Annotated in this window: 20 protein-coding genes; 10 read left to right on the top strand and 10 right to left on the bottom strand. The window is 67.5% G+C overall.

Annotated elements, in window-relative coordinates:
• Positions 1-46 precede the first annotated feature (46 nt).
• The 4 genes from MDN94_RS07720 to MDN94_RS07705 all read right to left on the bottom strand — a co-directional run bounded on the left by MDN94_RS07720 (position 47) and on the right by MDN94_RS07705 (position 3,922).
• A complete protein-coding gene (locus MDN94_RS07720; protein ID WP_482725158.1) occupies positions 47-1,315 on the bottom strand; it encodes an MFS transporter in 1,269 nt (422 codons plus the stop codon).
• A gap of 76 nt (positions 1,316-1,391) precedes the next feature.
• The gene (locus MDN94_RS07715; RefSeq protein ID WP_482725157.1) at positions 1,392-2,474 is read right to left on the bottom strand and encodes an inositol-3-phosphate synthase; all 1,083 of its coding nucleotides are present in this window, start codon (positions 2,472-2,474) and stop codon (positions 1,392-1,394) included.
• Positions 2,475-2,534: 60 nt separating this feature from the next.
• On the bottom strand, positions 2,535-3,248 hold the full coding sequence (locus MDN94_RS07710; RefSeq protein ID WP_482725156.1) for a PadR family transcriptional regulator: 714 nt from the start codon (positions 3,246-3,248) through the stop codon (positions 2,535-2,537).
• A 491-nt stretch (positions 3,249-3,739) separates the two neighbouring features.
• Positions 3,740-3,922 carry a hypothetical protein gene (locus tag MDN94_RS07705; protein WP_482727117.1) on the bottom strand — a complete coding sequence of 61 codons (183 nt, stop codon included), beginning with the start codon at positions 3,920-3,922 and terminating at the stop codon, positions 3,740-3,742.
• Here MDN94_RS07705 and MDN94_RS07700 point away from each other — a divergent pair.
• The gene (locus tag MDN94_RS07700) at positions 3,902-6,295 is read left to right on the top strand and encodes a transglycosylase domain-containing protein (RefSeq protein ID WP_482727030.1); all 2,394 of its coding nucleotides are present in this window, start codon (positions 3,902-3,904) and stop codon (positions 6,293-6,295) included. The two genes, MDN94_RS07705 and MDN94_RS07700, sit on opposite strands and share 21 nt — an antisense overlap.
• 122 nt (positions 6,296-6,417) lie before the next feature.
• The gene (locus MDN94_RS07695) at positions 6,418-7,956 is read left to right on the top strand and encodes a glycosyltransferase family 87 protein (RefSeq protein WP_482725155.1); all 1,539 of its coding nucleotides are present in this window, start codon (positions 6,418-6,420) and stop codon (positions 7,954-7,956) included.
• 56 nt (positions 7,957-8,012) lie between these two features.
• Here MDN94_RS07695 and MDN94_RS07690 read toward each other — a convergent pair whose 3' ends face one another.
• The 3 genes from MDN94_RS07690 to MDN94_RS07680 all read right to left on the bottom strand — a co-directional run bounded on the left by MDN94_RS07690 (position 8,013) and on the right by MDN94_RS07680 (position 10,714).
• Positions 8,013-9,044 (bottom strand): alanine racemase, encoded by a 1,032-nt coding sequence (locus MDN94_RS07690; protein ID WP_482725154.1) that lies wholly within the window; start codon positions 9,042-9,044, stop codon positions 8,013-8,015.
• Between the two features lie 76 nt (positions 9,045-9,120).
• Positions 9,121-10,239: a lipid II:glycine glycyltransferase FemX gene (locus tag MDN94_RS07685; protein WP_005315017.1), complete on the bottom strand. Its 1,119-nt coding sequence runs from the start codon at positions 10,237-10,239 to the stop codon at positions 9,121-9,123.
• Between the two features lie 160 nt (positions 10,240-10,399).
• A complete protein-coding gene (locus tag MDN94_RS07680) occupies positions 10,400-10,714 on the bottom strand; it encodes a hypothetical protein (protein ID WP_482725153.1) in 315 nt (104 codons plus the stop codon).
• A 270-nt stretch (positions 10,715-10,984) separates the two neighbouring features.
• On the opposite strand from MDN94_RS07680, the gene rpsF reads away from it, so the two are divergent.
• The 4 genes from rpsF (at position 10,985) to rplI (ending at position 12,687) form a co-directional block, all read left to right on the top strand.
• The gene (gene rpsF / locus MDN94_RS07675) at positions 10,985-11,275 is read left to right on the top strand and encodes a 30S ribosomal protein S6 (RefSeq protein ID WP_004950685.1); all 291 of its coding nucleotides are present in this window, start codon (positions 10,985-10,987) and stop codon (positions 11,273-11,275) included.
• Between the two features lie 74 nt (positions 11,276-11,349).
• Positions 11,350-11,943, top strand: coding sequence for a single-stranded DNA-binding protein (locus MDN94_RS07670; RefSeq protein WP_482725152.1), 594 nt, complete (start codon positions 11,350-11,352; stop codon positions 11,941-11,943).
• Positions 11,944-11,985: 42 nt separating this feature from the next.
• Positions 11,986-12,222, top strand: a complete 237-nt coding sequence (gene rpsR / locus MDN94_RS07665; protein ID WP_005315025.1) for a 30S ribosomal protein S18 — start codon at positions 11,986-11,988, stop codon at positions 12,220-12,222.
• Between the two features lie 18 nt (positions 12,223-12,240).
• The gene (gene rplI, locus MDN94_RS07660) at positions 12,241-12,687 is read left to right on the top strand and encodes a 50S ribosomal protein L9 (protein WP_005315027.1); all 447 of its coding nucleotides are present in this window, start codon (positions 12,241-12,243) and stop codon (positions 12,685-12,687) included.
• Between the two features lie 114 nt (positions 12,688-12,801).
• Here the strand turns inward: rplI and MDN94_RS07655 are convergent, their stop codons facing one another.
• Entirely contained in the window at positions 12,802-14,139 is a 1,338-nt protein-coding gene (locus tag MDN94_RS07655; RefSeq protein WP_482725151.1) for an MATE family efflux transporter, read from the bottom strand.
• 457 nt (positions 14,140-14,596) lie between these two features.
• Between MDN94_RS07655 and dnaB the strand changes: the two genes are divergently transcribed.
• Positions 14,597-16,057, top strand: a complete 1,461-nt coding sequence (gene dnaB / locus MDN94_RS07650) for a replicative DNA helicase (protein WP_482727029.1) — start codon at positions 14,597-14,599, stop codon at positions 16,055-16,057.
• Positions 16,058-16,118: 61 nt separating this feature from the next.
• Positions 16,119-16,604, top strand: a complete 486-nt coding sequence (locus MDN94_RS07645) for a hypothetical protein (RefSeq protein ID WP_482725150.1) — start codon at positions 16,119-16,121, stop codon at positions 16,602-16,604.
• A 21-nt stretch (positions 16,605-16,625) separates the two neighbouring features.
• Here MDN94_RS07645 and MDN94_RS07640 read toward each other — a convergent pair whose 3' ends face one another.
• Both MDN94_RS07640 and MDN94_RS07635 read right to left on the bottom strand, forming a co-directional pair.
• Complete coding sequence (locus MDN94_RS07640; RefSeq protein ID WP_453461156.1) at positions 16,626-17,042, bottom strand: VOC family protein; 417 nt, start codon at positions 17,040-17,042, stop codon at positions 16,626-16,628.
• Between the two features lie 9 nt (positions 17,043-17,051).
• Entirely contained in the window at positions 17,052-17,426 is a 375-nt protein-coding gene (locus MDN94_RS07635; RefSeq protein ID WP_482727028.1) for a helix-turn-helix transcriptional regulator, read from the bottom strand.
• Between the two features lie 229 nt (positions 17,427-17,655).
• Here MDN94_RS07635 and MDN94_RS07630 point away from each other — a divergent pair, with 229 nt between their 5' ends.
• Together MDN94_RS07630 and MDN94_RS07625 are read left to right on the top strand one after the other, a co-directional pair.
• The gene (locus tag MDN94_RS07630) at positions 17,656-18,066 is read left to right on the top strand and encodes a VOC family protein (protein ID WP_482725149.1); all 411 of its coding nucleotides are present in this window, start codon (positions 17,656-17,658) and stop codon (positions 18,064-18,066) included.
• A 205-nt stretch (positions 18,067-18,271) separates the two neighbouring features.
• Complete coding sequence (locus MDN94_RS07625) at positions 18,272-20,662, top strand: ATP-binding cassette domain-containing protein (protein WP_482725148.1); 2,391 nt, start codon at positions 18,272-18,274, stop codon at positions 20,660-20,662.

The following is a 20,662-nucleotide window of genomic DNA, read 5'->3' as shown; positions in this document are numbered from 1 at the left end:
CGGGATTCCCCCTGAGGAAGTGCTCTCTGTGTTTGACGCGGGCACGCTATAGCACTCGGCCGGCACGGCCCCAACGCACCAGGCCTGCGGCCGCCGTTGCATAGATCCCCGCCACCATCAGGACCAGCGGAACCGACCGGCCGTCAGGGGGAAGTATCAACGCGGCGACGCCCGCCGCGCCGACGAAGGCGACGTTGAACAGCACGTCGTACAGCGAGAAGACCCGGCCGCGGAAGGCGTCTTCCACGGAGGTCTGCACCACCGTGTCCGTCGCGATCTTCGCCCCCTGCGTCACGAGCCCGAGCAGGAAGGCTGCGACAAGCATCGGGCCGGGCCTGAACGGCAGTGCCAGAGAAGGCACGAGGACTGCGGCGGCCGCCGCGCAGGCGGTCATCCATCCGTACCGGCCGAGCTTCCCGATCCCCCAAGGGGTCAGCACGGCCGCCGCGAAAAAGCCGGCGCCCGAAGCGGCCAGGGCCAGGCCCAGCAGCGCGAGTCCGTCCGACTCGTCGGTGGACCAGTAGTAGCGGCAGAGCATGAGCACCATCACAGTGAGCGCTCCGTAGCAGAAACGGAGCAGTGTCATAGCGGTGAGCGCGTAGGTCGCCGCAGGGCGCCGGCTCAGGTACCGAAGCCCTTCGAGCAGTCCCCGCGCCGTGGAGGCGATGGCGGCACCCAGGCGGGGCTGAACCACGTCGGGGTCCGGGCCGAGCAGGTCCCTCGCCATCCGCAGGGAAGCCAGGGCAGAGCCGAGGTAGAGCGCCGCTCCGAAAAGGACGACAGCGGCGTCCGATTCCGAGGCGACCAGTCGCACGACGAAGGCGAGACCACCGCCGGCTGTCGCGGCAAGCGTTCCCGCGGTGGGCGAGAGGGAGTTGGCCATGACGAGGTGCTCGGAATCCACGACGCGTGGGAGTGCCGCGGAGAGCCCGGCCAGAACGAAGCGGTTGACGGCCGTGACCGACAGGGCCGAGGCGTAGAAGAGCCATTCGGGGACGGAAGCGAGGATCAGCAGTGCGGTGCAGCAGGCGAGGAGTGCACGCAGCAGGTTCCCGTACAGGAACACCTGGCGGCGTTGCCACCGGTCGAGCAGCACTCCGGCAAAGGGGCCGACCAGGGAGTAGGGGAGGAGCAGGACGGCCATGGCGGACGCGATCGCTGCCGGAGAGGTCTGCTGTTCCGGGGAGAAGACCACATATGTGGCAAGAGCGACCTGGTACACGCCGTCGGCCGCCTGAGAGAGCAGGCGCACGGTCAGCAGCCGGCGGAAGTCGGCGAGGCGCAGGAGTACGCGCAGATCACGTACGACGGGCATGCGAGTAAGGGTCACACACGCGGAGGGTCCCCGGGTGTACGACCCGGGGACCCTCCGCGACAGCAGGTGGAAGCGCTTAGCGCTCGACCTCGCCCTGGATGAACTTCTCGACGTTCTCGCGGGCCTCGTCGTCGAAGTACTGCACCGGCGGGGACTTCATGAAGTACGAGGACGCGGAGAGGATCGGACCGCCGATGCCGCGGTCCTTGGCGATCTTCGCGGCACGCACGGCGTCGATGATGACACCGGCCGAGTTCGGGGAGTCCCAGACCTCGAGCTTGTACTCGAGGTTCAGCGGGACGTCACCGAAGGCACGGCCCTCGAGGCGCACGTAGGCCCACTTGCGGTCGTCCAGCCAGGCCACGTAGTCCGACGGCCCGATGTGGACGTTCTTCTCGCCCATGTCACGGTCGGGGATCTGCGAGGTGACGGCCTGCGTCTTCGAGATCTTCTTGGACTCCAGGCGCTCACGCTCGAGCATGTTCTTGAAGTCCATGTTGCCGCCGACGTTCAGCTGCATCGTGCGGTCCAGGATGACGCCCCGGTCCTCGAAGAGCTTGGCCATCACGCGGTGCGTGATGGTGGCGCCGACCTGCGACTTGATGTCGTCGCCGACGATCGGAACACCGGCCTCGGTGAACTTGTCCGCCCACTCCTTGGTGCCGGCGATGAAGACCGGGAGAGCGTTGACGAACGCGACCTTGGCGTCGATGGCGCACTGCGCGTAGTACTTCGCAGCGTCCTCGGAACCGACCGGCAGGTAGCAGACCAGGACGTCGACCTGCTTGTCCTTGAGGGTCTGGACGATGTCGACCGGCGCCTCGGCGGACTCCTCGATGGTCTCGCGGTAGTACTTGCCGAGACCGTCGAGCGTGTGGCCACGCTGGACGGTGATGCCGGTGTTCGGCACGTCGCAGATCTTGATGGTGTTGTTCTCGCTGGCGCCGATGGCGTCCGAGAGGTCGAGGCCGACCTTCTTGGCGTCCACGTCGAAGGCGGCCACGAACTCGATGTCACGGACGTGGTACTCGCCGAACTGGACGTGCATCAGACCCGGCACCTTGCCGGCCGGGTCGGCGTCCTTGTAGTACTCGACGCCCTGCACCAGCGAGGCGGCGCAGTTGCCCACGCCGACGATGGCTACGCGAACCGAACCCATTGGCGGTTGCTCCCTGTGTGTTATCGGTGTTCCGGATGAAACCCTGCGGTGCGCGGGGTTTCACTTGGCGGGGTCGTCGGACGGATCCGGCGGGGTGGAGTCATCGGGAGGCGCCCCTCCGGAAGACTCGGCACCCCTGTGCCGGGGCAGGCCGCCCGTCGCTCCAGGTGTGTTGTCCTGCTGCGCGGTGCTCTCGGGAGAGGATCTCTGATCCCGCCCTGCCCGCTCGCTCTCGATGAGCTCGTTCAGCCAGCGCACTTCACGCTCCACGGACTCCATGCCGTGCCGCTGCAGCTCGAGGGTGTAGTCGTCGAGACGCTCGCGAGTGCGGGCCAAGGAGGCACGCATCTTCTCCAGACGCTCTTCGAGCCGGCTGCGGCGGCCTTCCAGCACCCGCATCCGCACTTCGCGCTCCGTCTGCCCGAAGAAGGCAAAACGTGCCGCGAAGTGCTCGTCCTCCCAGCTGTCCGGGCCGGTGTGGGAGAGCAGCTCCTCGAAGTGCTCCTTACCTTCCGCCGTCAACCGGTAGACGATCTTTGCGCGCCGTCCGGCGAGCGAGGCTGCGAGGGCGTCCTCCGGAGCGTTTCCCGGTTCCTCGATCAACCAGCCGTTGGCGACCAGCGTCTTGAGGCAGGGGTAGAGGGTTCCGTAACTGAAGGCGCGGAAGATTCCCAGTGACGTGTTGAGCCGCTTGCGCAGCTCGTAACCGTGCATCGGGGCTTCGCGGAGCAGACCGAGGACGGCGAACTCGAGGATGCCGGAGCGCTTGCTCACAGTCGCCTCCTTCGCCGGTCCCGGTCCTGTATGTCGTGCTGATGTATCGACTCGATACATCAGCACGATAGAACGGCTCGACTGTCCCGACAAGGGCGGCCATGGTGAGCGGCGTCACATCGTCAATTCATAGGGAGAGAGTTGCCTGAAATGGGGTGAACTTCAGGCCTAGGTGGGTTTTGGCCGTGCGTAGTCTGTGCGGATGCAGACCACCGGGAACCATGTGACGCCTCCATGCGTCATCGCCGTGGATGCACAGCGGATGAGCCCTGCCCAGAGCTCGTCCGTATCCATTTCGGGGGGACCGGAACTCAACTGCCGCTTCCAGGCGTCTCGCCTGCCCGAGGAGTAGTCGTTCGATGAGCGAGCACCGTCGCAAACCGCCGCAGCCACAGGGTGGCGGGCGCGCCGCGGCCAGACGCGCCGCCCAGCAGTCTTCAGGCCGCCGGGGCGTCCCACCCCGGGGCGCCACGTCGGCCTCACCTGCCGCTTCACATGGTGAGGAACGGCCCTACAGCAGTCGCGCCGAGGCGCGCCGCGCCGCGCAGCGCGGTGGCGGCCACGGAGGTCGCGGTGGCCGTCGCGGCGGAGGCGGCGGTGACGGCGGATACGACGGTGCCGGCCGCCGTGGTGGACGGCCGGGGAAGAAACGGCTGATCGATTACCCGCGTCACGACAAGTACGGGTGGCGGCGCTGGGTGCCCTCCTGGAAGCTCGTGACCGGGCTGTTCCTCGGGTTCCTCGCCAGTGTGATGACGGCGGGCACCATCGCCTACGCCATGGTGGGCGTGCCCGAGCAGGCTTTGATCGCCGGGGCGCAGAACAACGTCTACTACTGGGACGACGGCACCCAGATGGTGGCGACCGGTGGTGAGGTCAACCGGCAAATCATCCCCATCTCGAAGATCCCCATCGAGATGCAGAACGCCGTCATCTCCGCGGAGAACAAGACCTTCCGCGAGGACTCGGGCATCGACCCGATGGGCATCGGCCGGGCCGTCTTCAACATGGCGCGGGGCGAGCAGACGCAGGGTGGTTCGACGATCACCCAGCAGTATGTGAAGAACGCGCGGCTGGACAACCAGGACCAGACCCTCAGCCGTAAGTTCCAAGAGCTTTTCATCTCCATGAAGATCGATTCGGAGATGGAGAAGGAAGACATCATGGAGGGGTACCTCAACACCTCCTACTACGGTCGGGGCGCGTACGGCATCCAAGCTGCGGCCCGCACGTACTTCAACAAGGACGCCGAGAAGCTCGACGTGAGCCAGTGCGCGTTCCTGGCGTCGCTCCTCAAGGGCGCGACCTACTACGACCCGGCCGGCGCCATGGCGATCGATCCAGCGGCGACGGAGGAAGCCAACACCAAGCGGATGACGATCCGCTGGAGCTGGATCCTCGACGAGATGGTCAAGGACAAGTACCTCGACGCGGCGGAGCGCCAGAAGTACACGGACCTTCCGGCATCGGAGTCGCCCCGTAAGAACGCCCAGCTCGGCGGCCAGATCGGTTATCTGGTGGACCTGGCCAAGGCCAACTTCCTCAACAACTACGACGAGGAAGTCGACCTGTCCAAGGGCGGTTACGAGATCTACACGACCTTCAACAAGAAGCGGGTCGCCGCCCTCGAGAAGGCGGTCAAGAACGTCCGTGACAAGAACATCGACCCGAAGAAGCGCCCGAAGACGGACACGCACGTCCAGTTCGGCGGCGCCTCGGTCGAGCCCGGCACGGGCAAGATCGTCGCGATCTACGGCGGTGAGGACGCCACCAAGCACTTCACCAACAACGCCGATGCCACCGGCGCCCAGGTCGGATCGACGTTCAAGCCCTTCGTTCTTGCCGCCGCCATGCGCGACGGCGTCCGCAACCCCGAGCTCCAGGAGGAGCAGGGACCCGACGATCGCCGGATCGTCGACCCCGACAAGAGCCGTTACAGCGGCAAGAACAAGCTGAAGATCAAGAACTTCGACGGTTCCATCTGGCGCAACGAGGAAGGAAAGGAGTGGAATCAGACCAACGACGGTCAGAAGAGCTACGGCAACATCAGCCTGCGTGAGGCGATGATCCACTCCGCCAACTCCCCCTACGTGCAGCTCGGCATGGACATCGGCATCCCGCAGGTGAGGGACGCCGCCGTCGACGCCGGTCTGCTGGAGTCCAGCCTGAGCAAGTCGAACGTTCCTTCCTTCTCGCTCGGCATCTCCGAACCCAGTGCCATCCGTATGGCGGGTGCCTACGGGACCTTCGCCGCCGAGGGTGAGCAGCGTGACCCTTACTCGGTGACGGAGGTCAAGCGCGAGGGCCTGACCATCTACAAGCACGAGGACAAGGCCGAGAAGGCCTTCGACGAGGACATCGCCAACAACGTGACCGACGTTCTCAGGGACGTCGTCGAGCATCCAGAGGGCACCGGCAACAACGCCCAGGTCGCGGGACGGCAGGTCGCCGGCAAGACCGGTACGACGGACGGCAACAAGTCGGCCTGGTTCGTGGGCTACACGCCCCAACTGTCGACGGCCATCGACATGTACCGCCTGGACGACAACGAGAAGAACAAGAAGCGCGAGTTCCTCGAGATGTACGACACCGGTGGTCAGAAGAAGATCCACGGTTCGTCGTTCCCGTCCGAGATCTTCCAGAACTACATGACGGAAGCACTCAAGGGCACCAAGGTCCTCAAGTTCCCGAAGCCGGAGCCGATCGACGGTGAGGCGGTCTGGGGCGGCGGCGCGGTCAGCCCGTCCCCGACGCCCAGCAGCAGCCCGTCCTCGTCCCCGTCCCCGTCTCCGTCCACGTCCCCCAGCCCGTCCCCGTCGAGCAGCCCCGGTCCCTCGAAGTCCTGCAACCCGTGGGAGGACTGGACCTGCGGCGTCGACGGCGGCAGCGGAAATGGCGGCGGTGACGGTGGCGGCGGCAACGGCGGCGTGACGTCGAGCCCGTCGACGTCGACCGGCACCGACGGCGGCGCCGACAGCGGTGGAGGCAACGGGAACGGTGGCGGCAACGGCGGCGCCCTCTTCGGAGGCACCGACGGCGAAGGCTGACGCTCACCGGCGCCGGCGCCGTGACGGGGCCGCCGCACCGGGAAAGGCCCGGCATTCGTGCCGAGCCCCCCGGGGCGGCGGCCCTCGTCGTATCCCCCTCCCTGTACGGCAGGATGTGAACCATGCCCAGCGCAGAAGAGACGAGCGTGTACGAGGAAAAGCCCGACCTACGCCCCGAGGCTCCCGACGTACGTCCCACACGGCGGGACCGGATCGCCGCGGCAGGCAGCGAGGTGATCGGCGGCCCGGCCGGGCGCTGGGCGTCGCGCAGCGGGAGCGGCCCGCTCACACCCGTGCGAGTGGTGGCGCTGGTCACCATCGGCATGTTCGCGCTGGGCATGGTGCAGAAGCTGCCCTGTTACAACTGGGCATGGTTCAGGGGCACCAGCTCGCAGTACACCCACGCGTGCTACTCGGACATCCCGCATCTCTTCGTGGGCCGCGGCTTCTCCGAGGGCCTGATCCCGTACTTCGACCGGCTGCCCGGCGACATGGAGTACCTCGAGTACCCCGTGCTGACGGGCCTCTTCATGCAGGTCGCCTCCTGGATCGGCCGCCTCGGCGGTGGCTCCGGCCAGGCGCCGCAGCAGATGTACTGGATGATCAACGCGGGGCTGCTGATGATCTGCGCAGCTATCATCGCGGTCTGCGTCGCCCGCACGCACCGCCGGCGCCCCTGGGACGCGCTGCTCGTCGCTCTCGCCCCTGCCTTCGCGCTGACCGCCACCATCAACTGGGACCTGTTCGCGGTGGCTCTCACCGCCGCGGCGATGCTGATGTGGTCACGCGGCAGGGTTGTCGCTTTCGGCGTCCTGATCGGACTCGCGACCGCCGCCAAGCTGTATCCGGTGCTGCTGCTCGGCCCTCTGCTCGTCCTGTGCTGGCGGGCGGGCAAGTGGCGGGAATTCATCACGGCGACGCTCGGCGCGGCGGCAGCCTGGCTCCTGGTCAATCTGCCCGTGATGCTGTTCGCGCCTGAGGGCTGGAAGAAGTTCTACACGTTCAGCCAGGAGCGCCAGGTCGACTTCGGATCGTTCTGGCTGATCATCACGCAGCGCACCGGTGAGTCCATCGACGTGGAGAACGTCAACACCTACGCCACCCTGCTGATGATCCTGGCCTGCGCGGGCATCGGCCTGCTCACCCTGCGGGCCCCGAGCCGCCCCCGTTTCGCCCAGGTCGCCTTCCTGGTCGTGGCCGCGTTCATCCTCACCAACAAGGTCTACTCGCCGCAGTACGTGCTGTGGCTGATCCCGCTCGCCGCCCTCGCCCGTCCCCGCTGGCGCGACTTCCTCATCTGGCAGGCGTGCGAGGTCATGTACTACCTGGGCATCTGGATGTACCTCGCCTACACGACCAGCCCCAAGCACCAAGGGCTACCGCAGGAGGGCTACCAGTTGGCCATTGCGCTGCATCTGCTCGGGACGCTGTACCTGTGCGCCGTGATCGTGCGTGACATCCTCATGCCGGAACGGGACGGGGTTCGTCAGGACGGCTCCGACGATCCCGGCGGGGGTGTGCTCGACGGTGCTCCGGACGCGTTCGTGCTGGGGCCGGCGACGCATCCGCCGCGGCACGCCGCTCACGCTGAGGAAGGTCCGCGCGTGGAATGGGGCGTTCAGGCCGGGAGCGGCCCGAAGACCGGGCCGCATCCTTCCTGAGCCTTCTGCGGGCCGGGGGGCAGGGCGGCGTGTCCGTCCCCCGGGCAGGGGCTTTGTCAGCGGTCCACCAGCCGGTCGAACTGGGTCGTCGTGTGCCTGAGGTGCGCCACCAGCTCGTCACCGACCTTCGGCTCCTGCGCGTCGGCGGGCACGAACAGGATCGAGACCTGCATGTGGGGCGGCTCGGCGAACCAGCGCTGCTTGCCCGCCCACACGAACGGCGACAGGTTGCGGTTGACCGTCGCCAGTCCCGCCCGTGCCACACCCTTCGCACGCGGCATCACACCGTGCAGCGCCTTGGGCGCCTCCAGGCCGACACCGTGCGAGGTGCCGCCCGCCACCACGACGAGCCAGCCGTCCGAGGCGGCCTTCTGCTGGCGGTAGCCGAAACGATCCCCCTTGGCCACGCGGGTCACGTCGAGCACGGCACCTCGGTACTCGGTGGCCTCGTGGTCTCCGAGCCACAGCCGCGTCCCGATCCGCGCGCGAAAGCGGGTCTGCGGGAACTGCTGCTGCAGCCGGGCCTGCTCCTGGGCGCGCAGATGACTCACGAACATCGTGTGCAGCGGCAGCCTGGCCGCACGCAGCCGGTCCATCCAGCCGATGACTTCCTCGACCGCGTCGGAACCGTCGGTCCGGTCCAGCGGCAGGTGCAGGGCGAAGCCCTCCAGCCGTACGTCCTCGATGGCGGCGTGCAGCTGGCCGAGGTCCTGCTCGGAGATGCCGTGGCGCTTCATCGAGCTCATGCACTCGATGACGACCCGGGCTCCCACCAGCGCGTGTACGCCGTCGACCGAGGAGACGGAGCGGACCACCCTGTCAGGCAGCGGCACCGGTTCCTCACCGCGCCGGAAGGGCGTGAGCACCAGCAGATCGCCGCTGAACCAGTCCTTGATCCGTGCGGCCTCGTACGTCGTGCCCACGGCGAGCATGTCGGCGCCGAAGCGTGACGCCTCCTCCGACAGCCGCTCGTGGCCGAAGCCGTAGCCGTTGCCCTTGCAGACAGGGACGAGACCGGGGAACTGGTCGATCACCGACTTCTGGTGCGCCCGCCAGCGAGCGGTGTCGACGTAGAGGGAGAGCGCCATGGCCGGCCCGGAACCTTTCTGGTGGCTGCGGTGTATCAGAGGTATGTACGAGACTACGGAGTCGGCCGCGGCGTCGTCAGCGACGCGACATGTAGATGTCCAGCGCCTTGTGGAGGAGCTTGTTCAGCGGGAAGTCCCACTCACCGACGTACTCGACGGCCTCGCCGCCGGTCCCGACCTTGAACTGGATCAGGCCGAAGAGGTGGTCCGTCTCGTCGAGCGAGTCGCTGATGCCCCGCAGGTCGTAGACCGTCGCGCCCATGGCGTACGCGTCGCGGAGCATCCGCCACTGCATCGCGTTCGAGGGCCGGACCTCGCGCCCGATGTTGTCCGAGGCGCCGTACGAGTACCAGACATGACCACCGACGACCAGCATCGTCGCCGCGGACAGGTTGACCCCGTTGTGCCGCGCGAAGTACAGGCGCATGCGGTTGGGGTCCTCGTTGTTCAGCACCGTCCACATGCGCTGGAAGTAGGAGAGGGGGCGCGGCCGGAAACGGTCCCGCTCAGCAGTGATCTCGTACAGCCGCTGCCATTCGGCGAGGTCCTCGTAGCGGCCCTGCACGACCTCCACGCCGGCCTTCTCGGCCTTCTTGATGTTGCGCCGCCACAGCTGGTTGAAGCCCTTGAGGACATCGTCCAGCGAGCGGTTGGCCAGCGGCACCTGATAGACGTACCGGGGCTGGACGTCGCCGAAGCCGGCGCCTCCGTCCTCGCCCTGCTGCCAGCCCATCTTCCGCAGCCTGTCGGCCACTTCGAACGCGCGCGGCTCGATGTGCGTCGCTTCCACGTCGCGCAGCCGCTTCACGTCCGGGTCCTGGATACCGGCCTTGATCGCCGGGGCGTCCCAGCGGCGGATCACGACCGGCGGCCCCATCTTCACCGAGAACGCGCCCTGGTTCTTCAGGTGCGCCAGCATCGGCTGGAGCCAGTCGTCCAGGTTGGGGGCGTACCAGTTGATCACCGGGCCCTCGGGGAGGTACGCCAGGTATCGCTTGATCTTGGGGAGCTGGCGGTAGAGCACCAGGCCCGCGCCGACGAGCTCACCGTTCTTGTCGAACCAACCAAGGTTCTCCGAGCGCCACTCCGTCTTCACGTCCGCCCACGCCGGGACCTGGCAGTGACTCGCCGAGGGCAGGGTCTGGATGTATGCCAGATGCTGCTCACGGCTGATGGTCCTCAGGGTCAGGCTCATGCGGGGCGCTCCTCGGCAGGTGTGTCCCCATGGGTCAGGGGCTCCGGCTCTCGCGCCGAAGCCTACTGGTCCGTGGCTGGGGCCCGAATGGCTGTGCGCGGGAGCGGGCCGCCGGCCGGCCCGCTCCCATCCCCGCCCCTGGGTTCGACGCCCCCCGGCCTCAGCCGAGGACGCCACCGAAAAGTCCGCCGTGGGCCATCCCGAGGAAGAACCCCACCGCGGATGCGCCCAGCCCGATGATCAGCAGGAACCGCTCACGGGTCGTCGCGGAGATGAACTGTCCGTACGCGCCCGTCCCGATTCCGATGAGCCCGGCCCATGAGCTGAGCAGATGCAGATTGTGGAACATCGCCGAGATGAACGCGAGAGCGCCCAGTACCAGCGTCACCGCCATCAGGGTGTCTTGAAGGGGATGAGGCTTGCCGTCCGTGGCGAGCAGCGAGACAGAGGAGTGACGTCGCATTGCCTGTGCCATGAGGCACCTCCTGGCTTTGCCGGAAGGCGGCGCATCGTAGCGCCGCGTCCACCCGATGTGTACAGATTGAGGCCATGGGCCACCGGATTTCAACCGGAAGCCGGAGTGCGGGTACTCTGTACGGTCTGCACCGGTGTCTGCCCAGGCCACGACGCGATCGCCACTCGACGAGGGGGATTGTCAGTGGCGGCCGATACCGTTGCTCACGCATCACGACCCTCCTGCCACGGAACGACCGTGGCCGCTGAGTCCAAAGGAGGTGGGTTCCACATGCGTCACTACGAGGTGATGGTCATCCTCGACCCCGATCTCGAGGAGCGCGCTGTCTCCCCGCTGATCGAGAACTTCCTCTCCGTCGTCCGTGAGGGCAACGGAAAGGTCGAGAAGGTCGACACCTGGGGCCGTCGTCGTCTCGCTTACGAGATCAAGAAGAAGCCCGAGGGCATCTACTCGGTCATCGACCTGCAGGCCGAGCCTGCGGTCGTCAAGGAGCTCGACCGCCAGATGAACCTGAACGAGTCGGTCCTCCGGACCAAGGTCCTCCGCCCCGAGACCCACTGAGCATCTAGCTCAGAGGTCATCGGGTTTCGAGTAGCAGCAAGCAGCCAGCAGCAATCCCGCCGAGAGGTTCACCCATGGCAGGCGAGACCGTCATCACGGTCGTCGGCAATCTCGTCGACGACCCCGAGCTGCGCTTCACCCCGTCCGGTGCGGCGGTCGCGAAGTTCCGTGTCGCGTCCACTCCCCGCACCTTCGACCGCCAGACCAATGAGTGGAAGGACGGCGAGAGCCTCTTCCTCACCTGCTCGGTCTGGCGTCAGGCGGCGGAGAACGTCGCCGAGTCGCTCCAGCGCGGCATGCGTGTCGTCGTGCAGGGCCGGCTCAAGCAGCGGTCCTACGAGGACCGCGAGGGCGTCAAGCGCACGGTCTATGAGCTGGACGTCGAGGAAGTCGGCCCCAGCCTGAAGAACGCCACGGCCAAGGTCACCAAGACCACCGGTCGCGGCGGCCAGGGCGGCTACGGCGGCGGTGCCGGCGGCCAGCAGGGCGGCGGCTGGGGCGGCGGCCCCGGCGGTGGCCAGCAGCAGGGCGGCGGTGCTCCCGCCGACGATCCCTGGGCCACCAGCGCGCCGTCCGGCGGCGGCCAGCAGGGCGGGGGCGGCTGGGGCGGAAGCTCCGGCGGCTCCGGGGGCTCTGGCGGCGGCTACTCGGACGAGCCGCCCTTCTAGGGCAGCTCGTACCCCACTTCTTGATCACACAGGAGATACACCATGGCGAAGCCGCCTGTGCGCAAGCCTAAGAAGAAGGTCTGCGCTTTCTGCAAGGACAAGACCGCGTACGTGGACTACAAGGACACGAACATGCTGCGGAAGTTCATTTCCGACCGCGGCAAGATCCGTGCCCGCCGCGTGACCGGCAACTGCACGCAGCACCAGCGTGACGTCGCCACGGCCGTCAAGAACAGCCGTGAGATGGCGCTGCTGCCCTACACGTCCACCGCGCGATAAGGGAAGGGTGACCGAAACATGAAGATCATCCTCACCCACGAGGTTTCTGGCCTCGGTGCCGCCGGCGACGTCGTCGACGTCAAGGACGGATACGCTCGCAACTACCTGGTCCCGCGCGGTTTCGCGATCCGCTGGACCAAGGGTGGCGAGAAGGACGTGGCGCAGATCCGCCGCGCCCGCAAGATCCACGAGATCGCGACCATCGAGCAGGCCAACTCCATCAAGGGTCAGCTCGAGGCCGTCAAGGTGCGCCTCGCTGTTCGCTCCGGCGACGCCGGCCGCCTCTTCGGCTCCGTCACCCCGGCCGACATCGCCTCGGCGATCAAGGCCGCCGGTGGTCCGGAGGTCGACAAGCGTCGAGTCGAGCTCGGTTCGCCGATCAAGACCCTGGGCTCGCACCAGGTGTCTGTGCGTCTGCACCCCGAGGTTGCCGCGCAGCTCGGCGTCGAGGTCGTCGCCGCCTAAGCGCTGACGCTCGCCAGAGCAAGAGAAAGGGCCGCACCCCGTCGGGTGCGGCCCTTTCGCCGTCTGTGTGGTGGCGGGTTCTTCATGGTGGCGCCGTTTCACGTGAAACGGCGTTCAGCGCGCAGCCCCCGTCACGATCCACCGGCCGGAACGTGCCCTCCACCACAGGGTCATCAATCGGACGGACATCATCAAGGTCATCGCCCACCACAGAGTGGTCAGTCCACCCCCGAGAGCGGGCACCAGCAGGGCGACCGGGGCGAACACCGCCAGCGTGAGCAGCATGGCCGCTGCCAGGTAGGGGCCGTCACCGGCGCCCATCAGGACACCGTCCAGCACGAACACCACACCGGCGATCGGCTGGGACACCGCGACGACCAGCAGCGCGGGGAGCAGCGTGTCACGGACAGCCTGATCACCAGTGAACAGGGGGACGAAGAGGGGCCGGGCGGCCACGATCAGGATCCCGAGCACCACGCCCGAGACCACTCCCCACTGCACCATCCGCCGGCAGGCCTGTTTGGCCCCCTCTGCGTCACCAGCTCCCAGATAGCGCCCGATGATGGCCTGTCCGGCAATAGCGATCGCGTCCAGCGCGAAGGCCGTCAGGCTCCAGAGGGACAGCACGATCTGGTGCGCGGCGATGTCCGTGTCACCCAGCCTGGCCGCCACGGCAGTGGCGATCACGAGGACCGCTCGCAGGGAGAGCGTACGCACGAGCAGCGGTACCCCCGCCTGGGCGCTCGCCAGGATCCCCGCCGCGTCGGGCCGGAGCGAGGAACCGTGCTTACGTGCTCCTCGGACGACGACGACCAGGTATGCGGCCGCCATTCCGCACTGTGCGATCACGGTGCCCCAGGCCGATCCGGCGATACCGAAGCCGGCTCCGTAGACCAGTCCGGCGTTGAGCCCCGCGTTGGCGGCGAAGCCGCCGACCGCGACATAAAGAGGGGTGCGGGTGTCCTGAAGACCTCGGAGCACTCCGGTGGCCGCGAGGACGATCAGCATGGCGGGGATGCCGAGACTGGAGATGCGCAGATATGTGATCGCGTGAGGCGCGGCGGTATCGGAAGCTCCGAAAACCTCCACCAGCCATGGGGCCGCGGGAAGGGTGACCGCGATCACGGCGACGCCGAGAGCCAGTGCCAGCCAGATGCCGTCCATTCCCTGCCGGATTGCCGACTGCAGGTCACCCGCTCCGACGCGGCGGGCAACGGCGGCCGTGGTCGCATAGGCCAGAAAGACGAAGACACTCACTGCCGTCATCAACAGGGCAGCCGCGACGCCGAGGCCCGCCAGCTGCGGGGTACCGAGATGGCCGACGATGGCGCTGTCGACCATGACGAACAGCGGCTCGGCGACAAGGGCGCCGAAGGCGGGAACGGCGAGAGCGATGATCTCCCGATCGTGCCGCCGCAGACGTTCCTTCGGCCCTGCCGTCAGCTGTGTCATGGGCGCCAATCTAATCTTCCACAGGTAAGTGATGCAAGCGACTAGCAGTCCTTACCTCGGAGGGTGTTGCTCCTCGGTTCGTGCGCCGTTTGTTCTGATCTTGATCCGGCGAGAGAAGTTTTTCTCCCCCACAGGCGGTGGATGCGATAACCCCAGGTGAGAGGCGCTATGAGGGGGAGGACGTGAACTTTTCCACAGTGCTGTCCCCCGGTCCGTGCACAGGTTGCGGAGGGTTCTCCACAGCATCTGATCCTTCGTCCACAGTGCCTGTGGATAACCAGATTGGCTGAGGCTCCCGCCGGGCCTACCGTGGACCGTCGCCCGACGTGCGGAAGCCCCTGCTTCAAACGGAGTCCGGCGACTCGATCTGTCAGTGCCGTGGCATAGAAAAGACTGCCATGGCGTAGGTCCGTGGAGCGGACGGGAGGAGGTGGCCCGGGTGAGCATTTCCGAGCCCTTGGACGACCCGTGGGCGGCCGACAGTCCGGGGGACCGACTCCCCGTCTCCCGTCAGCGACGCCACGAAGGGCGCGGTCGTGAGGACCAGCACGACCGCGGCAGGGAGAGCGGTGGCTGGGACGGGGGCTCCCCCGGATTCGAGCGCGTCCCGCCGCAGGACCTGGACGCCGAGCAGTCGGTTCTCGGCGGCATGCTGCTGTCCAAGGACGCGATCGCCGACGTCGTCGAGATCATCAAGGGCCACGACTTCTATCGGCCGGCCCACGAGACGGTCTACCAGGCCATCCTCGATCTGTACGCCAGGGGCGAGCCGGCCGACCCCATCACCGTGGCGGCCGAGCTGGTCAAGCGGGGCGAGATCACCCGGGTCGGCGGTGCCCCGTACCTCCACACGCTGGTCCAGTCGGTTCCGACGGCGGCCAACGCCTCGTACTACGCGGAAATCGTCCACGAGCGGGCCGTGCTGCGCAGGCTGGTCGAAGCCGGCACCAAGATCACACAGATGGGTTACGCCGCCGACGGTGACGTCGACGAGATCGTGAACTCCGCCCAGGCCGAGATCTATGCCGTCACCGAGCAGCGCACGAGCGAGGACTACCTTCCGCTCGGCGACATCATGGAGGGCGCGCTCGACGAGATCGAGGCGATCGGTTCGCGCAGCGGCGAGATGACCGGTGTGCCGACGGGCTTCACCGACTTCGACTCCCTGACCAACGGCCTGCACCCCGGCCAGATGATCGTGATTGCCGCGCGTCCCGCGATGGGTAAGTCGACCCTGGCGCTCGACTTCGCGCGAGCCGCCTCGATCAAGAACAACCTTCCGAGCGTGATCTTCTCGCTCGAAATGGGCCGCAACGAGATCGCGATGCGACTGCTGTCCGCGGAGGCCAGAGTGGCCCTGCACCACATGCGGTCGGGCACGATGACGGACGAGGACTGGACGCGGCTGGCCCGGAGGATGCCGGACGTGTCGCAGGCGCCGCTCTACATCGATGACTCACCGAACCTCTCGATGATGGAGATCCGCGCGAAGTGCCGTCGGTTGAAGCAGCGGAACGACCTCAAACTCGTCGTCATCGACTACCTGCAGCTGATGCAGTCGGGCGGCTCGAAGCGGGCGGAGAGCCGCCAGCAGGAAGTCTCCGACATGTCCCGTAACCTCAAGCTCCTCGCGAAGGAGCTCGAGGTTCCCGTGATCGCGCTCTCGCAGCTGAACCGTGGCCCCGAGCAGCGCACGGACAAGAAGCCGATGGTGTCCGACCTCCGTGAATCCGGCTCGATCGAGCAGGACGCGGACATGGTCATCCTTCTGCACCGTGAGGACGCCTACGAGAAGGAGTCCCCCCGTGCGGGCGAGGCCGACCTGATCGTGGCCAAGCACCGTAACGGCCCCACTGCGACTATCACCGTGGCCTTCCAGGGCCACTACTCGCGCTTCGTGGACATGGCGCAGACCTGATCGGCTGACGGGCAGCGGAGAATGCGGCGGTTGGTGCCGGCGCGCTGAAGCGTCCCGGCACATGACGGCCGACGGCGACGACAAGCGCGAGGCGGACGAAAAGGCCGTCGGCCGTGTGCGGCTCGTGGAGGACCTGGTCGCTCAGGTGCCCGGCTTCGAGGACGCGTACGAGTGCCACGTCTTCAACGAGCACGGGGTGCTCTCCCACATGTTCTTCTGGGACGTCGTGCAGGACACCGTGCGCTCGTACCTGGGGGAAGGGGACCCGGACCGCCCCGACTGGCGTCAGGTCCTCGCCTTCCTGGAGGAGGAGACGCGGCGCTGCACGCCCGGGGCGATCGAGGTCATCGTGACGTCGTTCCTCCACGACCTTCCCTACCCGGGGGAACCCGGATACGGGATCGAGGCGCATCTCGGGCCGGCCATGAGGAAGCGGTACCTGCAACTACGTCCCTGGTACGGGGCGGAGGCCGCGGGCGCACCGGGGAGGCCGGATGCCCGGCAGGGGGCGCCGGCGGTCGACTTCAGGGAAGTCGGAGGGCCGTGAAGCCGACCGGCCGTCAGGGGCTCACTTCCCCAGGGGCTGGGTGAAGCGCAACAGGTTGCCGGCAGGGTCGCGGAATCCGCAGTCGCGAACGCCGTAGGGCTGGTCCATCGGCTCCTGCAACACCTCGCCTCCCGCGGCGCTGATGCGCTCGAAGGTGGCGTCGCAGTCGTCCGTCGCGAAGATGACGCCGCGCAGCAGGCCCTTGGCCATCAACTCCGCCATGGCCTCCTTGTCGGCCGGTGAGGCGTTCGGATCGGCGACGGGCGGCTCCAGGACGATGTTCACATCCGGTTGAGAGGGCGCGCCGACGGTCACCCAGCGCATCCCCTCGAACCCCACGTCGTTGCGTACCTCAAGGCCGAGCACGTCGCGGTAGAAGGCGATCGCCTTGTCGTGGTCGTCGACGGCGATGAAGCATTGGGAAAGCCTGATGTCCATGCCGTCACGCTACGGCCGGGCGGTGGGGTTCGCTTCTCCGTTCCTGACCGGCCGAGTGTGGATCTTGGCCATGCATGCCGGGATGGCGGCGCCCTGTTCGTGGTTGCGGGCCCGGTAGGCGCTCGGGCTCTCGCCGACCAGCTCGGTGAAGCGCGAGCTGAACGACCCGAGCGACGAACAGCCGACCGCGAAGCAGACCTCGGTCACCGTGAGGTCGCCGCGGCGCAGCAGCGCCTTGGCGCGCTCGATGCGGCGTGTCATCAGGTAGCTGTACGGGGTCTCGCCGTAAGCGGCGCGGAAGCTGCGGGAGAAATGCCCCGGCGACATCAGGGCGTCACGTGCGAGCGCGGGGACGTCGAGCGGCTCGGCGTAGTCGCGGTCCATCCGGTCGCGGGCCCGCCGCAGGCGTACGAGGTCGTCGAGATCCTGCCGTCTCACCTGAGTATTTTCCCACAGCACGGCGGACGGTGATGGGGGAACGGGGACGATGCGCGGAGCCGGATCAGGAGGAACAGCGGGGCCGGAGCCGGCGAACAGGTGCTGCCGGAGCGGCGACCGGATCGATCAGGAATCGAGAAGCGCGGGCCATGGCCCCGTCACTAGCGTCATCGCCATGGACATCAGCATTCACTGGGCCTTCCTCCCGCACAATGACCCGGACGCCTCCCTGGCGTTCTACCGCGACACCCTCGGTTTCGAGGTCCGCAACGACGTCGGGTACGGCGACATGCGCTGGATCACGGTCGGCCCTGCCGACCAGCCGGGGACGTCCATCGTCCTGGAGCCTCCGGCCGCCGACCCGAACACCACCGACGACGAGCGCCGCGCCATCGCCCGGATGATGGACAAGGGCAGCTACGCCCGCATCACCCTGGCCTCCGCCGACCTCGACGGCACCTGCGAGAAGGTGCGGGCCGGTGGTGCCGAGGTTGTTCAGGAGCCGACCGAGCAGCCGTACGGCATCCGCGACTGCGCCTTCCGCGACCCCGCCGGCAACCTGATCCGTATCAACGAGCTCCGCTGAGCCGACCGGCGATCGCAGTCATGGCCTTGCACGGACGGGGCCGTGCGAGAGGCCGCGCACGACGCCGGTGGCATCCCTGGAGGCCCGCGGCACCGAGATCGTCGACTCGGCCGCGCCGGCGAAGGAGAAACAGACATACTGCTCGAGCCGAGCAGGCGACGCCGACGGGGACCGCGAGGGCGGCCCGCCAACAGATGGAGACACGATGAGCAAGGCCACGAGGACGGACACGCGATCGCCTGCGCTGCACGTCGCCGACAGCCACGATCTGATCCGGGTGCACGGCGCGCGGGAGAACAACCTCAAGGACGTCAGCATCGAGATCCCCAAGCGCCGTCTGACGGTGTTCACCGGTGTCTCCGGCTCGGGCAAGAGCTCGCTCGTGTTCAACACGATCGCCGCCGAATCGCAGCGGATGATCAACGAGACCTACAGTGCCTTCGTCCAGGGCTTCATGCCGACGCTGGCCCGCCCCGAGGTCGACGTACTCGACGGGCTGACGACCGTGATCACCGTCGACCAGCAGCGGCTGGGGGCCGACCCCCGCTCCACGGTGGGCACCGCCACGGACGCCAACGCGATGCTGCGCATCCTTTTCAGCCGGCTCGGGCAGCCGCACATCGGCCCGCCCAGCGCCTACGCGTTCAACGTCCCATCGGTCCGGGCGAGCGGTGCCATCACCGTCGAGCGCGGTGCCAAGAAGACGGTGAAGGCGACCTTCACGCGCACCGGCGGCATGTGCGAGCGCTGCGAAGGCAGGGGCTCGGTCTCCGACATCGACCTCACCCAGCTCTACGACGACTCCAAGTCGATCGCCGAGGGTGCGTTCACTATCCCCGGGTGGAAGTCGGACAGCTTCTGGACCGTGCGGCTGTACGCCGAGTCGGGCTTCCTCGACCCGGACAAGCCGATTCGGAAGTTCACCAAGAAGGAGATGCAGGACTTCCTCTACCGGGAACCGACCAAGGTGAAGGTCGAGGGAGTGAACCTCACCTACGAGGGGCTGATCCCCAAGATCCAGAAGTCCTTTCTGTCCAAGGACAAGGAGGCCATGCAGCCGCACATCCGGGCGTTCGTGGAGCGTGCGGTCACCTTCACCACCTGCCCCGAGTGCGACGGGACCCGGCTCAGTGAGGGGGCCCGGTCGTCGAAGATCAAGGGCATCAGCATCGCCGACGCCTGCGTGATGCAGATCAGCGACCTGGCCGAATGGATCCGCGGCCTCGACGAGCCTTCAGTGGCGCCGTTGCTGACGACGTTGGGCGGAACCCTCGACTCGTTCGTGGAGATCGGGTTGGGCTACCTCTCGCTGGACCGGCCGTCGGGCACGCTGTCGGGCGGCGAGGCGCAGCGCGTCAAGATGATCCGCCACCTCGGTTCCTCGCTCACCGACGTCACCTACGTCTTCGACGAGCCGACCATCGGCCTGCACCCCCATGACATCCAGCGGATGAACGACCTGCTGCTGCGGCTCCGGGACAAGGGCAACACGGTGCTCGTCGTGGAGCACAAGCCGGAGACGATCGCGATCGCCGACCACGTGGTCGACCTCGGTCCCGGCGCCGGTACGGCGGGCGGCACCGTCTGCTTCGAGGGCACCGTCGAGGGGCTGCGGGCCGGTGACACCATCACCGGCCGCCATCTCGACGACCGGGCGGCTCTCAAGGAGACGGTGCGTAAGCCCACCGGGAAGCTGGAGATCCGCGGCGCGACGGCGAACAATCTGCGTAACGTCGACGTCGACATCCCGCTCGGCGTGCTGGCCGTCGTCACGGGCGTCGCGGGTTCCGGCAAGAGTTCGCTCCTGCACGGATCGATCCCGGCCGGCGAGGATGTGGTGTCGGTGGATCAGGGCGCGATCCGTGGCTCGCGGCGGAGCAACCCGGCCACGTACACCGGGCTGCTCGAACCGATTCGCAAGGCCTTCGCGAAAACCAACGGCGTGAAGCCGGCGCTGTTCAGCGCCAACTCCGAGGGCGCCTGCCCGAACTGCAACGGCGCCGGCGTCACCTACATCGATCTGGCGATGATGGCGGGCGTCGCCACACCCTGCGAGGAGTGCGAGGGCAAGCGGTTCCAGGCATCGGTGCTGGAGTACCACCTCGGCGGCCGCGACATCAGCGAGGTCCTGGCGATGTCGGTGACCGAGGCGAAGGACTTCTTCGGCGCCGGCGAGGCGCACACGCCTCCCGCGCACAAGATCCTCGAGCGGCTCGGCGACGTCGGCCTCGGCTACCTGACCTTGGGGCAGCCGCTCACCACGCTGTCCGGGGGCGAGCGGCAGCGGCTCAAGCTGGCCACGCACATGGCAGAGAAGGGCGGCGTCTACGTCCTCGACGAACCGACCACCGGCCTTCACCTCGCCGACGTCGAGCAACTGCTCGGCCTGCTCGACCGGCTCGTCGACTCCGGCAAGTCGGTCATCGTCATCGAGCATCACCAGGCCGTGATGGCGCACGCCGACTGGATCATCGATCTCGGTCCCGGCGCCGGTCACGACGGCGGCCGGGTCGTCTTCGAGGGCGCACCGGCCGACCTCGTCGCCGCGCGTTCCACCCTCACTGGTGAGCACCTCGCGGCCTACGTCGGCTGCTGA

It is taken from the genome of Streptomyces sp. WAC00040, from assembly GCF_056835925.1.
The sequence above is the reverse complement of the archived record's forward strand: the minus strand, read 5'-3'. Positions and strand labels throughout refer to the sequence as shown.